Here is a 15,146-nt window from a genome sequence, read left to right as displayed (position 1 = left end):
GACGCGCGGCGCCGTGGGAACCCCGGTTCTCCCGGCGCCGTCTGCGTTGACGTTGTGCCCGTCATACCCCGCCGTCACTTGCCGTGATCGAACGAGAGATTTGACCCATGAATGCTTTGACTGACCTGCAAGCCCCGCGCCGCTCGCTCGCCGAGCTTGAGCAGCGCGATAACTTCTCCGCGCGCCACATCGGCCCGGACACCCCCGAACAACAGGCGATGCTCGCCGAACTGGGTTATGCCTCGCGCGCCGCACTGATCGACGCGGTCGTTCCCGCATCGATTCGCCGCGACAGCGGCCAGTTCGCCACGTCGCTCGGCCAGTTCGCTGCGCCGAAAACCGAGTCGCAGGCGCTGGCGCAATTGCGCGCGCTCGCCGACCAGAATCAGGTCTTCAAGTCGTTCATCGGTCAGGGCTACTTCAACACGTTCACGCCGGGCGTGATCCTGCGCAACGTGCTCGAGAACCCGGCCTGGTACACGGCCTACACCCCGTATCAGCCGGAAATCTCGCAGGGCCGCCTCGAAGCGCTGCTCAACTACCAGCAGATGATCATCGACATGACGGGGCTGGCGATCGCCAACGCGTCGATGCTCGACGAAGCGACCGCTGCCGCCGAGGCGATGACACTGGTCAAGCGCACGGGCAAGTCGAAGTCGAACACGTTCTTCGTGGCCGACGACGTGCTGCCGCAGACCATCGAAGTGGTGCAAACGCGTGCCAAGCCGCTGGGCATTGAGGTCCAGATCGGCCCGGTGGCCGCCGCCACCGAAGTCGATGCCTTCGGCGTGCTGGTGCAATACCCCGGTGTGGGCGGCGACGTGCGCGATTACCGCGCGCTGGCCGATGCGATCCATGCCAAGGGCGGCATGCTGATCGCTGCCGCCGATCTGCTGTCGCTCACGCTGCTCACGCCCCCGGGCGAGTGGGGGGCCGACGTGGCCGTCGGTAACAGCCAGCGTTTTGGCGTGCCGATGGGCTTCGGTGGCCCGCACGCGGCGTATCTGGCCACGCGCGACGAGCTCAAGCGCTCGATGCCGGGCCGTCTGGTCGGCGTGTCGGTCGATTCGCAAGGCAAGCCTGCCCTGCGTCTGGCGCTGCAAACGCGCGAACAACACATTCGCCGCGAGAAGGCGACGTCGAATATCTGTACCGCACAGGCATTGCTCGCCATCATGGCCAGCATGTACGCCGCGTATCATGGCCCGCAGGGGCTGCGTGTCATCGCCGAGCGTGTGCATCGTCTGACGGCCGTGCTGGCCGCCGGTCTCACCACGCTGGGCGCCGCCCCGCGCAACGCCACGTTCTTCGACACGCTCACCGTGCCGGTGAGCGGCCGTGCCGATACCGTCCATACGGTGGCCGCCGCACGCCGCTTCAACCTGCGTCGCGAAGACGACAACACCGTGGGCATCTCGCTCGACGAGACGAGCACCCGTGACGACGTGATCGCGCTGTGGGAAGTGGTAGCCGAAGGCCTCGGCAAGAGCGCTGTCTCGCTGGACTTCGACGCCATCGAAGCCACGGTGTCGAACGGGTATCCGCTGGCGCTCGCGCGTCAAAGCCAATACCTGACGCACCCGGTATTCAACCGTTATCACTCCGAACACGAAATGCTGCGTTACCTGCGCAGCCTGTCGGACAAGGATCTGGCGCTCGACCGCACGATGATTCCGCTCGGTTCGTGCACGATGAAGCTCAACGCCACCTCGGAAATGCTGCCGGTGACCTGGCCGGAATTCGGTCAGATTCACCCGTTCGCCCCGACGGAACAAACGGTCGGCTATCGCTCGATGATCGATCAGCTCGAGCAGATGCTGGTGGCGGCCACCGGCTACGCGGCCGTGTCGCTGCAACCGAACGCCGGCTCGCAGGGCGAGTACGCCGGTCTGCTCATCATCCAGGCGTATCACGCGTCGCGCGGTGAAGCGCATCGCGACATCTGCCTGATCCCCGCCTCCGCGCACGGCACGAACCCGGCGTCGGCGCAGATGGCCGGCATGCAGGTCGTGGTGGTTGCGTGCGACGCGAACGGCAACGTCGATCTGGCCGATCTGCAGGCGAAGGCCGAGCAGCATCGTGATCGTCTGGCCGCGATCATGATGACGTACCCGTCCACGCACGGCGTGTTCGAAGCCGGTGCCCGTCAGATCTGCGAGATCGTGCATGCGAACGGCGGTCAGGTGTATGTCGACGGCGCGAACATGAACGCGATGGTGGGCCTGTGCGCACCGGGCGAGTTCGGTGGCGACGTCTCGCATCTGAACCTGCACAAGACATTCTGCATCCCGCACGGCGGTGGCGGCCCGGGCGTGGGGCCGGTGGCCGTGGGCGCACATCTGGCCCAGTTCCTGCCGAATCAGCGCTCGACGGGCTATTCGCGCGACGCTGACGGCATCGGTGCTGTGTCGGCCGCGCCATACGGTTCGGCGTCGATTCTGCCGATCTCGTGGATGTACGTTGCCATGATGGGCGCGCAGGGGCTGACGGCCGCGACGGAAACGGCCATCCTCAATGCGAACTACCTCGCGAAGAAGCTTGCACCGCATTACCCGGTGCTGTACTCGGGCCCGGGCGGCCTCGTCGCGCACGAGTGCATTCTGGATCTGCGTCCGCTCAAGGACACCAGCGGCATCACCGTGGACGACGTTGCGAAGCGCCTGATGGACTTCGGTTTCCACGCGCCGACGATGAGCTTCCCGGTGCCGGGCACGCTGATGGTCGAGCCGACCGAGTCGGAATCGAAGCACGAACTCGACCGCTTCATCGAAGCGATGGTCGCGATCCGCGAGGAAATCCGCGCGGTGGAAGAGGGTCGTGCCGATCGCGAGGACAATCCGCTCAAGCACGCGCCGCACACGGCCGACGTCGTGACGGCGGACGAATGGCCGCACGCCTACGCCCGCAGTCAGGCTGCGTACCCGGTGAAGGCACTGCGCGAGCGCAAGTACTGGCCGCCGGTGGGACGTGCCGATAACGTCTACGGCGACCGGAACCTGTTCTGCGCCTGCGTACCGATGAGCGACTACGAGTAAAACGTCGCGAAATCTCGACAAACGGGGGCTGGCAGAAACATTGCCGGCCCTTTTTTGTCTCTATGGATGTAACACGGATGCGTCAGCCTGACGGCATTCGTGGCGTTACAAAATCGTTTCAGAACTTCAGGGAAGCCCCATGGCCGTTTCAGTTTTCGACTTATTCAAGATCGGTATCGGACCGTCGAGTTCGCATACCGTGGGGCCAATGCGCGCGGCGCTGATGTTTGTGCAGGGATTGGAGCGCGACGGCCTGCTGCCGCAGGTGGCGGCGCTGCGCGCCGAGCTGTACGGCTCGCTCGGTGCCACGGGCAAGGGCCACGGCACCGACAAGGGCGTGTTGCTCGGTTTCATGGGCGAAGCGCCCGATACCGTCGATCCGTCAACGATCGGAGAACGTCTGGCGACGCTGCGTCGTGCGAAGGTGCTGTCGATTCTCGGCAAGCACGAAGTGCCGTTCGTCGAGAAGGAGCACATGGTGTTCTACCGTCGCGAGGCGATGGCGGAGCACCCCAACGGCATGAAATTCCATGCCTTCGACGGTGCCGGTAACAAGCTGCGCGAAGGGCGCTACCTGTCGGTCGGCGGTGGCTTCGTCGTGACGGCCGGTGCGTCGAATGCGCAGGTGCTTGCCGCGCACGATCAATTGCCGTATCCGTTCCGCACGGGCAAGGAACTGCTGGAGATGTGCCGCGCGAGTGGCAAGAGCATCGCGCAGTTGATGTGGGAGAACGAAAAGGTCTGGCATCACGGCGAAACGGCGGAAGAGGATATTCGTCGCGGCTTGCTCAACATCTGGCATGTGATGCAGTCGTGTGTAACGCGCGGTTGCGGTATCGGCAACGACGAGGCCGACGGCGAGTTGCCGGGACCGTTGCATGTGCGCCGTCGTGCGCCGGAGTTGTATCGTCAACTGACGCAACGTGCTGAACGTACATTGTCCGATCCGCTGTCGGTGATGGACTGGGTGAACCTGTACGCGATTGCCGTCAATGAAGAGAACGCCGCCGGTGGACGTGTCGTGACGGCGCCGACCAACGGCGCGGCCGGCATTATCCCGTCGGTACTGCACTACTACGACCGTTTCGTGCACGGTGCGAACGAGCAGGGCGTGATCGACTTCTTGCTGACCGCCGGGGCCATCGGCATTCTGTACAAGCTCAACGCGTCGATCTCGGGCGCGGAAGTGGGGTGTCAGGGCGAAGTCGGTGTGGCGTGCTCGATGGCTGCCGGGGCGCTCGCTGCGGTGCAGGGCGGCACGGTCGAGCAAGTTGAGAACGCTGCGGAAATCGGCATGGAGCACAACCTTGGTCTGACGTGCGATCCGGTGGGCGGACTGGTGCAGATTCCGTGCATCGAGCGTAATGCGATGGCGTCGGTGAAGGCGGTGAACGCGGCACGCATGGCGCTGCGCGGTGACGGCGCGCACTATGTGTCACTCGACTCCGTCATCAAGACGATGCGCGAGACCGGTGCCGACATGAAGACGAAGTACAAGGAAACGGCGCGCGGTGGCTTGGCGGTGAATATCGTGGAGTGCTGAGCGTTTCGTCGCGATGAACGAAAAAAGCCGTGCGGTGAAAGCCGCACGGCTTTTTCTTTTTGCGGTGAGGCTTCTGTATACGTCATCGCCATCCGGGTTTACCGGGGAAATCCCAAGCCTGAGCACGTTCTACTCGCGGAAAATGTCTGCTTTCGGCGTCGTCGGAATCTCAAATGCGTGACATGAGATGACGACCGTCGACTCAATGAGAGGGCGACGTAATGCGAATCGGACAGTCTGGAATTTTTCTCATCTCCGCTGCGATTGCCGTAGGTATTGTCGGCATGCTAATTACTTTTTTTGGTGTTCAGCAGAGCCGTCAAATGCGCATTGAGCGTGCGGAGCGTATCGGAGAATCGCTGAAAGTCATCGGCAATGCCGTCGAAACGTTCACAGTAAAACACCACGGCGACATCGAGAAGGTGCTCTCAGGCACGACAGGAAGTTTCTCTGCGGGTGGGGAGACCTTCACAGTCAAAGGAACGCCGGGGCCGGGAGCGACCACCGAGATCGCCGATCTGAATGCAACGCGTCTGATCAAGGCGCTCGCACTCCCGGGGGTTGGCGCGACGCCGCCTCGTGGCGTTGGAGAGTATAGGCTGCATGTGTACCGGATCTGCGACGCTGGCAGCACGTCGTCTTGCAGGATCGAGACGCTTGCGTATCTCACGGAGCCGATCAAGAAGCTGTACTCCTCAGAACCCGATCTCAGTCTGGCGATCGTCGCTGCGAAAAAGATAGGGGTTTATGGCGGACTGTCGACGCCAGATAACGCGGGCGAGTTCAGATTCATCGAACAGGTCAACGGTGCGCTACCCGTAGCGAACCCTCTGGGGCGGCCCGGGTTGATCGCCATGCGCGGTGGTTCACAGACAAAGGATCTGAACAACGTCGTGACGCGCGACGGCTCGCGAGCGATGACGGGGGATCTGAATTTTATGGATCCCAATACGTCGCAGAAGCACAGCATCGTGGGTGTCCACAACATTAAAGCCGAAGGCGCGCTGGACGTCGGTCAACTCAACATTGCCGACAAGGCGGTGGCCAGGGAGTTGAATGCCGCGACCCTGTCGACCGATTCCCTGACAACCAAAGGTCCGTCGAGGTTCGGCGGTTCGTTGGATATGGGGAAAGAAAATGTCACGAATGCGAAGACCATCGAGGCGCAGGAAGTGAAATCGAAACGGCTCCGGTCGACGTCCGGCATCGTTGAGCTCAATGAAGTGCAAGCGGTGAACGACGAGTGCAAGGGCTCGGGTATCGCGGTGAATGGCGACGGCAGGGTGTTGTCGTGTCAGCCCGACGACAAAAGCACGACGGGAAGGTTATGGAAGCTCTCGGGGACTGCGAACAGCAAGGCCGATGTGCCGGACAACGTGCTCATGGCAATCGCCAAGGAGACAATTACCGACATGGTGCTTGTCGGCATTGGGCGAGGTGAGAGATGGAATATCTCGAAGGTTCCCGTCGGCGGAACGGCCTGGATCGGAGGAAATCGATATCGACCTGCCTTAAATGGTTACTCCGCATCGAACGTGGTGCTTTGTGGATTCTCGTCTCGGTCCGAGAGTCACGTCGGCAGCCGTTGGAGCAACAAACCGGCGAAGCTCGAGCGCGATAGTGCCGGCAAGTACACGCTTGCCGGGGCGAGCAAGCATCCTCTGTTGTGTCTGTGGCGGTACGACACCAACGCGGCCCGGCAATCCAAATACTACGGTGCGCAAGGCGCCGTGTTCAAAGTGGACGAGCTTTTCGATGTCAAAGGTGTGGTCAACTATTCGAGCGATCACGTCGAGTTTGAGAGATGGCTCGCCGATCTGACACTGGGGCTCGGTGGCATCGATATGAATCGGGTTGGCACGCACGTGATCGGAAAGCGCGTGTGGTACCCGTCGAACTTTGAACGTTTGGCGCTCGACACGGGGTACTTCATCAAGAAGGCGCGGATGTGCAATGTGGAGACATTCTTTAGGGTCCGCGGCGACAACGTCGAATACGGTCTCGGTAGCCTTCATGCGGAGACTCGCAATGACGGCATGTATGTTTCATATTCGAATCTGCCCTTCAGCAACTACCTTCGGGCGACGTGCCGCTTCGATTCCTTGCAGGATGTTCGCGACGCTGGCTTTGACGAAGTGTTGTAAGTGCGGGGGGTGATCAGGAGAACCGTTGCGGCATTTCACAACGCGCCTTTCTCCTTTTGCGGCATGACTTCGGTATCTGAGCCCGCCGAAGAATTTTATCGGTCAAATCCTAACCCTGAAGCCTGCCGCTCAACTCAGAATGTCCTTTTTCATGCTGCCGCAATCGTCGACGCCTCGCGTGGCACGTTTGCCAGCCGTTCCGAGGGACACGACCATGCGAAGAAAGCAGTCCGGCATTTTTCTGATCTCAGCAGCCGTCGCCGTAGGCGTGGCCGGCATGCTGATTACGTTCTGGGGCGTCAATTACACACGCCAGTTGCGCGTCGAGCGCGCGGAGCGAATCGGGGAGTCGCTGAAGATCATGGGCGAGGCGACGCAGAGCTTCGCGGTGATGTATCACGATCGACTCAATAAATTGTTCGAAAAGAATGAATCGTTTGCGATCGGTGACGTTCAGTTCACGCGGGAGGGAACTTCGCCTCGCGTGGTCGGCAATCTGACGGCGGAAAGCCTGATCAAGGTCATGAACGTTCGGGGTGCCGCGACCCGGCCGCCGAACGGGATGGGCGAATACGCCATTCGTGTGTATGAAGATTGCGTCGACAACAAGTGCGACATCAAGACGCTGGTGTATCTCACCGAGCCGATGAAGCGTGCCTATTCTAACGCGCCCGATTACGACGCAGCGGCCACAGCGATACGGAAGATCGGTGCATTGGGCGGCATGTCGAGACAGGACTCGCCGGATCAATTCCGCTTTCTCGATAATGACGGGTCGGAGCGCGCGGTCGTGAATCCGTCTGCACAGCCGGGCCTGATCGCCGTGCGCGGCGGACATCAGACGAGCGCGATGGACACCCTGCTCAGCCTTGATGGACGCAAGTCGATGACAGGGAATCTGAATCTGGAAGATACCAACGGCGGCGCGAATGGCGCGACGACCCGACACAATATCGTCGGGGCGGGAAATATCCAGGGAAAGGGCACGCTCCAAATGGGAAGTCTGGATGTGGGCGAAGCGTCTATCAAGGGAACGCTGAATCTGGAGTCGAAAAAGGACAATAAGATCGTCAACAACAATATCGTCAACGCGGGCGATATTGAGGGGACGGGGCGATTGAAAATGGCGGGCATCCAAGCGAAAAGCGCGACGGTGGGTGCCTTGACTGCCACTGAAGGTGCGACGATCAGCGGCAACCTGGATCTGCAGAACAACGATATCGACGGTGCCAATGCTGTGAAAGCCACGTCGGTTCGAGCGAAGAATGTGGAGTCACGATCCCTGAAATCGACCTCGGGTGTCGTCGAGCTCGGCGAAGCTGTTATTGAAGGAAGTGAATGTGACGTTTGGGGGCTCGGACGAGACGGCGCTGGAAGAATCCTGTCCTGCCAACAAGAGAAGGGCGAGAAGTGGAAGTGGAAGCTCTCCATGCAGTCTGCGCCTGTGACCAAAGACGAAGTGCCCAAGACAGTGGTTGAGCAAATCGTCAACGACAATCGCGGTGACAGCTTGTACATCTCAAGTTTCACCATACCCAGTCCCAGACAGGGCAAAGATGCCGTTGGGTTTCCGCTTCTCCTCGGCAGTAAAGGCGGGGTGTGCAAGGCTGAGGGCGGTAGCTTTGTCATGCTCTATGATTACTGGGAGACCGGGCGCCGGAATAGTTGGGGCTATGACCAGGTAGGATTTCAAGTCTCGCGTGGCCAAGGAACGGGAAGGATGATGTGCCTGACCAAGGGACGCATTGCGTACCTGCAAATGGGTGGCTATGAGATTGCAAGGGGCAGTACAGAGAGAAGTCGCATAGGCGGTCGGTTCTTCATCGGCAGGTGGGCGGGTGGTAAGGACGGCGACGGGTCCAGTGGATATTCAGGCGACCTGGGTTCCTACTTTTATCTGCCCCAGGGACATGCTGACTTCGATGCCGAGCTGCGAAAATTCCTCATGATGCGTAATTCGGGAGTGCAGGTGTTTGCGGGCGCTGTGGATACGGTGCAATCCAACAACGGCGAGTGGCGATCGCTGTTCTGATGAGCGGCACGATGCATTGACGATGGCTTTGCGGGCGTCACATGACAGACATATTTCCTCGTTAAGCTAGTCCTCGATGTCTCCTTGCCTTGTCTTTAAGCCGCGCGGCGTTTGCCGGGCGGCTTTTTTCTTGTCGCGCGGTTACGTATGGGAATTGGCGGAAAGTCTCGCTACGTTCTATCGCACCGGGCCAAATCTTGAGATTCTTCGTCGCTAACCTTCTATTTTCAGAGGGCCTTCGAGTGGTTGCGACAGGAGACGCGTGACATGGAAAGTTGGCTCAAGCCGTTGATCGATGCCGTTGGCGGGGTGTTGTCGGGATACCCCCTCGTCGTCGCCTTGCTGGGTGCGGGGTTCTACTTCACTGTTCGATTCGGCGGGATTCAGATTCGTGCACTCTGGCACAGCATCTGTCTGCTGCGTTCCGCGGGAACCACCTCGGGTATCTCGCCGTTTCAGGCGTTTGCTACGGGGCTGGCGAGTCGCGTCGGGACCGGCAACATTGCCGGCGTCGCCGTCGCGCTGACCATCGGGGGGCCGGGCGCCATCTTCTGGATGTGGATGACGGCGCTGCTCGGCATGGCGTCCGCATTCGTCGAATCGACGCTGGCACAGATCTTCAAGATTCCGCACCACGACAGCACCTTTCGTGGCGGCCCCGCGTACTACATTCAGATGGGCCTTGGCTCGCGCAAATTCGGCATTCTCTTTGCGCTGGCATTGCTATTTACGTTCGGCTTCGCGCTGAACTCCGTGCAGTCGCATTCAATTGCGGAGGCGTTGGAGGCGTCGTTCGGCTGGGAACGGACCTGGATCGGCATTGCACTCGTGTTGATGACGGCGCCAATCATCTATGGCGGTGTCCGGCGCGTGGCGCGCGTAGCGCAATGGATCGTGCCCGTGATGGCCATCGCTTATCTCGGCCTTGCCGTGTACATCTGCATCGCCAACATCGATCAGATTCCCGGCATGATGTCGATGATCCTTCGGCACGCCTTCGGACTTGAACCGGCCGCGGGCGGCATCGCTGGCTACGCGGTGAGTCAGGCGGTGTTGATGGGCGTCAAGCGTGGTCTCTTCTCCAACGAGGCGGGCATGGGCAGCGCACCCAACGCAGCAGCGGTGGCGACGACCCGACATCCGGTGCAACAAGGGTTGATGCAGATGCTCGGCGTGTTCTTCGACACCATCGTCGTGTGTTCGGCCACGGCGTTCATGATTCTGTTATCGGGTCAGTTCATCCCGGGGGCTGCACCGGAAGGTGCTGTGCTCACGCAACGCGCCCTGGCGGCGCATGTTGGCAATTGGGCCGTCATATTCACTGGCATCACCGTGTTCTTCCTCGCCTACTCGAGCGTGCTTGGCAACTATGCCTATGCCGAAGTGAACATGGACTATCTGACGCAACGTCCGTGGCTTCTCAATATCTTCCGCGCGCTCGTGCTGTTGGCTGTGATGCTTGGGTCAGTCGCCAGTCTGCCGCTGGTGTGGAGCTTCGCCGATGTCGGCACCGCGCTGATGGCGTTCATCAATCTGATCGCGATCGGTATGTTGATGAAGTACGCGTTGATTGCATGGCGCGACTATCAGGCACAACGCAAAGCTGGCATTACAGAGCCTGTCTTTACCCGCGACGTACTGCCACCGGAGATGCGCGAACGCTTGTCAAAGGACGTCTGGCATGCAGAGCGGGGTGGCGGACGTTAACAACGTTCCGGTACGACACGCAATTAGGGGCTGTCGAAGTGCTGCCGATGGTCAAAATATGAAAAAGCCGCGTGACGAAAGTCCCGCGGTTTTTTATTTCGGGCTCTGGTTTTGGTATTCGCCGTCACCGATGAAGCGTTAACGGGTATTTCCCAAGCTTCTAACGAGTGACCTCACTGACAATGCCACATTTCAACGATCTCGCAATCGCGCGCATGTGTCGCAGCGTAGTTGCCGGACGATTCAACTGAGGGCGCGTCAATGCGAAGCAACCAATCCGGCATTCTTCTCGTCTCGGTCGCTATTGCGATTGCTGTCGCGGGTCTGCTGGCGACGTTCTGGGGCGTGAACCAGATGCGTCAGATGCGTGTCGAGCGAGCCGAACGTGTGGGTCATAGCCTGAACATGATCGGTAACGCGACGGATACATTCATCGCGAAATACCACAAAGACATCAACGAGATGCTATCGACGCCCGGTAGCACCTTTACGCTCAACGACCATACGTTTATCTACACGCCGGCCTCCTCGTCGTTCGACTATGCCTACGTGGGCAATCTGGACGCTACCTCACTCACGAGCGCACTCGATATTTCCGGCGTGGCCACCAAGCCACCGCACGGCTTGGGCAATTATGAGATTCGTGTGTATCGAGAGTGCGATCGGACGAATCCGTCGAATTGCCGGATCAATTCGGTGACCTATCTCACCGAACCGGCAAAGCTTGCCTACTCCGCTTCGCCCGATCACGACTTCGCGATCATTGTCGCGAAGACGGTCGGGGTGCGTGGGGGAAGGTCGACCATCGATCGGCCGGAGGCATTCCGATTCGTCGACGAGTACCAGCGGCCGACACCGGACACGATCCCGAATCCATTGAGAAAGCCCGGGCTGGTCGCCATGCGCGGTAGCTTCCAGATGCAAAGCCGGGACACTGACGTCGCGCGTGACGGAGTGCGCGATACCGCCGCCGATCTGGAGGGGCAAAGCGACGACACGAATCGGAGCATCAAGGGCGTCAAGACCATCAAGGGCATCGTCGGAGTGGGGAAGCCTGAAATGAACGAGCCGGAGATCAAGCGCAAGGCGCCCCCTCAGACACCGCTTCAGCTGAGCGACGATGCGGATCGACACAGTCGGGGCATCACCGAGCCAGGCCGGCGATGGCACGCTGACGACGAACGGCTTTGAGACGCATGATGTGACGGCATCGGGCATCGGGCATCGGGCATCGCGACGGCGTAATCACTTCGGCAGTTGCGAGGGACGTCCAAGGTGTGCGTGCTGAGTCGTGGTGATGCGCGTCAAACACAAGGGCCGGTGAGTTATCCTCACCGGCCCTTGTTGATGGTGCTGCTATCGATGCGTTGTCAGCTTACTTGCCGCCGACGGTCTCCAGCACGGTCCACTTGCCGTCGACCACCTTGTACACCGTGATCGAACCGTACTTCAGATCGCCCACGCTGTCGTAAGCCAGCTCACGCGTGGTCACGCCGGGCATGCTCGTCTTGGCGAGCACCGGCAGGTACTTCGCCGGATCGGTCGAGTTGGCCTTCTTCATGGCCGACATCATCGCCATTGCGCCGTCGTAGGCGTAAGGCGAATACGTCTCCGGGCCGCTGCCGAACTTGGTCTTGTAGCGCGACTCGTATGCGGCACCGCCCGGCATCTTGTCGAGCGGCAGACCGGCGAGCGAGACGACCGAGCCGTTGGCGGCGTCGCCTGCGATCTTCAGGAAGGCGTCCGACTTGACCATTTCACCGGCCATCAGCGTGCTCTTCATGCCCAGTTCGCGCATCTGCTTGGCGAGCGGGCCGGCTTGCGCATCGGCGCCGCCGTAGAAGATCACGTCCGGGTTGGAGCGCTTCAGGTTGGTCAGAATGGCGCGGAAGTCCACGGCCTTGTCGTTGGCAAACTCGCGGCGCACGATCTTGCCGCCGGCGGCCTTGGCAGCCTTCTCGAACTCGTCGGCCAGACCCTGACCGTAGGCGGTGCGGTCGTCGACGATGGCGATGTTCTTGAAGCCCAGCTTCTTGACGGCGAAGTTACCGACGACCGACCCTTGCTGGATGTCCGAGGTCATCATGCGGAACGTCGTCTTGAAACCCTGTTTGGTGTATTCCGGTGCCGTCGCCATGGCGATTTCGGGGATACCGGCTTGCGCGTAGATACGCGACGCCGGGATCGTGGTGCCGGAGTTGAAGTGACCGAGCATGCCCTTGACGCCGTTGTCGACCAGCTTCTGAGCGACCAGCGAACCCTGACGCGGGTCGGCCTGATCGTCTTCGGCCTGCAACACGAACTTCACCGGCTTGCCTTCGATGGTCGGCTTCGTGGCGTTGTACTCGTCAACGGCGAGCTGGATGCCGTTCTGCATGTCCTTGCCGTAGTGCGCCTGAGCGCCCGTGAGCGGTGCGGCAAAACCCAGCTTCACTTCCTGCGCCTGTTGCGCACCGGCGGTGCCGAACGCGAGCAGACCCGCGAGCGCGACTGCGCTGAGCGTAAGCTTCGATTGCATCAACCCTCTCCTTGCATGTGTATGTCGTTGAGTGGCCCACCTGCGGGATCGCCGCGGTACGCCTTTCTTGGAACGCCGTCCAGACAAGGCCGGTCAGGCCCGGAACGGCATCAATCGCAATCAAACGCAGAATGCGTCCGACGCGGCAGTATTGGATGGCTGCGCGCGCCGGTCAAGAGGGGATAATCCGATAGATGGTGTTACCGGTTTATGGTGACGGTTGCGCCGCCGGCGTGCCGGTGCTACCCGGACCGTCCGCCGCGCCTTGCTGGATCTCGCGCAGAGCGGTTTCGGCGGCGGCGAAGCGGGCGAGAACATCGGCGCCGGGCGCCCGGTCGAGACGGCTCACCACGAAGAGCGCCAGACTTCCCAGCACAAAGCCCGGCAGGATTTCGTACAGATCCCACCATCCGAACTGCTTCCAGATCAGCACGGTCGCCGCGCCGGTCACAATGCCCGCCAGCGCCCCGTTACGGGTGACGCGGGGCCACAACAGGGTGGCGAGCACCAGCGGTCCGAAGGCCGCGCCGAACCCTGCCCACGCGTAGCTCACCATGCCGAGCACGCGGCTTTCCGGGTCGAGCGCCAGCAGAACGGCGACCACGGCCACGCTCAGCACCATGGCCCGGCCGATCCAGACCAGACGGCGCTGGCTGACCGGCCCGCGCGCGAAGGTCTTGTAGAGGTCTTCCGTCAACGCACTGGCGCACACCAGCAACTGGCACGACAAGGTACTCATCACGGCGGCGAGAATCGCGGCGAGCAGGATGCCGGTGAGCCACGGCGTGAAGAGTTGCGTCGTCAGCGCCATGAAAATCGTTTCCGGATTCGCGGCCACGCCTGCGCCGAGATCCGGTCGTGCACTGTAAAACGCCAGCCCGAAGAAGCCCACGGCGACCGCGCCGGTCAGGCACAGCACCATCCATGTCATGCAGATGCGGCGTGCCTGCGGAATCGCCGCCGCCGAGCGCGCCGCCATGAAGCGCACGAGAATGTGCGGCTGGCCGAAGTAGCCCAGCCCCCAGGCGAGCATCGAAATCACCCCGATGGGCGCGAGGTCGCCGAACCAGTCGGTGTGTGCCGGGTGCACGGCGGTCACGGCATCGACGGCCGCCGCCGGGCTGCCGTCGAGCGCGATCACCGCAATCGGGGTCACGACCAGCGCGGCAAACATCAGCGACGCCTGCACCGTATCCGTCCAGCTCACCGCGAGAAAGCCCCCGATGAAAACGTAGGCGATGGTCGCCACCGCACCGATCCACAGCGCCGTGCGGTACTCGAAGCCGAACATCGTCTCGAACAGACGGGCACCGGCCACCACCCCCGACGCGCAATAGATCGTGAAGAAGATCAGGATCACGAGTGCCGTGACGATACGCAGCACATGGCTGCGGTCGCCGAAACGTTGGGTGAGGTACTCAGGCAGGGTCAGCGCATTGCCGCAGACCTCCGTATGCACGCGCAGGCGTGCCGCCACGAGGCGCCAGTTGGCCCATGCGCCGATGGCGAGGCCGATGGCGATCCAGACGCCGGAGAGGCCACCCACGTAAATGGCACCGGGCAAGCCGAGCAGCAGCCAGCCGCTCATGTCGGAAGCGCCGGCCGAGAGTGCTGTCACGAAGCTGCCGAGACGCCGTCCGCCGAGGATGTAGTCGGAGAGGTTGTGGGTGGATCGATAGCCGAGCCATCCGATCACCAACATCAGTAACAGATAGACGGTGAAAGACACCGCAGTGGGATTCCAAAGGGACATGTAGCCTCCTCGAGCGTCGGTGTCACGCGCGTCGGGCGCTTCTCGCGGCATGACGAAAGAGGCGCAAACGCGGGACGACGACCGCTGTGGCCGGCGATGCGTGTCGCCGGCACGGGTTAACAGTGCCAACCGCGCCATAGCGGCAAGGCACATGAGATGTCGGGGGCGGGCGCGAAGATACCGCGAATGCGCTCAATGCGCGTGACTACGGCAGATGCGGAGGGGCGTAGAGGGCGTTGTGCAGGCGAGGGCGCGTGGCCTGGCCATCAACGATGCGCGGCCGCCGATGTCCCGAAACACAGGACATGGGCGGCCGCGCGGTGCTGCGTGACGTAGCTGACGGGGCGTCCGGTCATCGAGGTCGGCCGTCAGATTTAGGACGAATCCAATGCGATTCGTCGCAAGACCTGACGA

General features: G+C 61.5%; 8 protein-coding genes. 6 read left to right on the top strand and 2 right to left on the bottom strand.

Features of this window, described 5'->3' with window-relative positions:
* Positions 1 to 107: 107 nt before the first annotated feature.
* From gcvP to PI93_RS23785, 6 genes are all read left to right on the top strand, one after another.
* A complete protein-coding gene (gene gcvP, locus PI93_RS23810) occupies positions 108 to 3,035 on the top strand; it encodes an aminomethyl-transferring glycine dehydrogenase (protein ID WP_052240432.1) in 2,928 nt (975 codons plus the stop codon).
* A gap of 139 nt (positions 3,036 to 3,174) precedes the next feature.
* Positions 3,175 to 4,578 (top strand): L-serine ammonia-lyase, encoded by a 1,404-nt coding sequence (locus tag PI93_RS23805; protein ID WP_039366563.1) that lies wholly within the window; start codon positions 3,175 to 3,177, stop codon positions 4,576 to 4,578.
* Between the two features lie 221 nt (positions 4,579 to 4,799).
* Positions 4,800 to 6,722, top strand: coding sequence for a hypothetical protein (locus PI93_RS23800; RefSeq protein WP_039366565.1), 1,923 nt, complete (start codon positions 4,800 to 4,802; stop codon positions 6,720 to 6,722).
* A gap of 214 nt (positions 6,723 to 6,936) precedes the next feature.
* Positions 6,937 to 8,754, top strand: a complete 1,818-nt coding sequence (locus tag PI93_RS23795; protein WP_144400384.1) for a hypothetical protein — start codon at positions 6,937 to 6,939, stop codon at positions 8,752 to 8,754.
* 267 nt (positions 8,755 to 9,021) lie between these two features.
* Positions 9,022 to 10,461: an alanine/glycine:cation symporter family protein gene (locus tag PI93_RS23790; protein ID WP_039366569.1), complete on the top strand. Its 1,440-nt coding sequence runs from the start codon at positions 9,022 to 9,024 to the stop codon at positions 10,459 to 10,461.
* Positions 10,462 to 10,722: 261 nt separating this feature from the next.
* The gene (locus PI93_RS23785) at positions 10,723 to 11,652 is read left to right on the top strand and encodes a hypothetical protein (RefSeq protein WP_039366571.1); all 930 of its coding nucleotides are present in this window, start codon (positions 10,723 to 10,725) and stop codon (positions 11,650 to 11,652) included.
* 184 nt (positions 11,653 to 11,836) lie between these two features.
* Here PI93_RS23785 and PI93_RS23780 read toward each other — a convergent pair whose 3' ends face one another.
* Both PI93_RS23780 and putP read right to left on the bottom strand, forming a co-directional pair.
* A complete protein-coding gene (locus PI93_RS23780) occupies positions 11,837 to 12,979 on the bottom strand; it encodes a branched-chain amino acid ABC transporter substrate-binding protein (RefSeq protein WP_039372911.1) in 1,143 nt (380 codons plus the stop codon).
* Between the two features lie 208 nt (positions 12,980 to 13,187).
* A complete protein-coding gene (gene putP / locus PI93_RS23775; RefSeq protein ID WP_039372913.1) occupies positions 13,188 to 14,732 on the bottom strand; it encodes a sodium/proline symporter PutP in 1,545 nt (514 codons plus the stop codon).
* Between the last annotated feature and the right edge of the window lie 414 nt (positions 14,733 to 15,146).

The organism is Pandoraea fibrosis (assembly GCF_000807775.2).
GTDB classification, from domain to species: Bacteria; Pseudomonadota; Gammaproteobacteria; order Burkholderiales; family Burkholderiaceae; genus Pandoraea; species Pandoraea fibrosis.
Note: the sequence above shows the minus strand (reverse complement) of the source record. Positions and strands in the feature narration are given on the sequence as shown.

Coding starts and splice junctions, on each gene's coding strand:
- gcvP (WP_052240432.1), top strand. CDS start 108: ATGAATGCTTTGACTGACCTGCAAGCCCCGCGCCGCTCGCTCGCCGAG.
- PI93_RS23805 (WP_039366563.1), top strand. CDS start 3,175: ATGGCCGTTTCAGTTTTCGACTTATTCAAGATCGGTATCGGACCGTCG.
- PI93_RS23800 (WP_039366565.1), top strand. CDS start 4,800: ATGCGAATCGGACAGTCTGGAATTTTTCTCATCTCCGCTGCGATTGCC.
- PI93_RS23795 (WP_144400384.1), top strand. CDS start 6,937: ATGCGAAGAAAGCAGTCCGGCATTTTTCTGATCTCAGCAGCCGTCGCC.
- PI93_RS23790 (WP_039366569.1), top strand. CDS start 9,022: ATGGAAAGTTGGCTCAAGCCGTTGATCGATGCCGTTGGCGGGGTGTTG.
- PI93_RS23785 (WP_039366571.1), top strand. CDS start 10,723: ATGCGAAGCAACCAATCCGGCATTCTTCTCGTCTCGGTCGCTATTGCG.
- PI93_RS23780 (WP_039372911.1), bottom strand. CDS start 12,979: ATGCAATCGAAGCTTACGCTCAGCGCAGTCGCGCTCGCGGGTCTGCTC.
- putP (WP_039372913.1), bottom strand. CDS start 14,732: ATGTCCCTTTGGAATCCCACTGCGGTGTCTTTCACCGTCTATCTGTTA.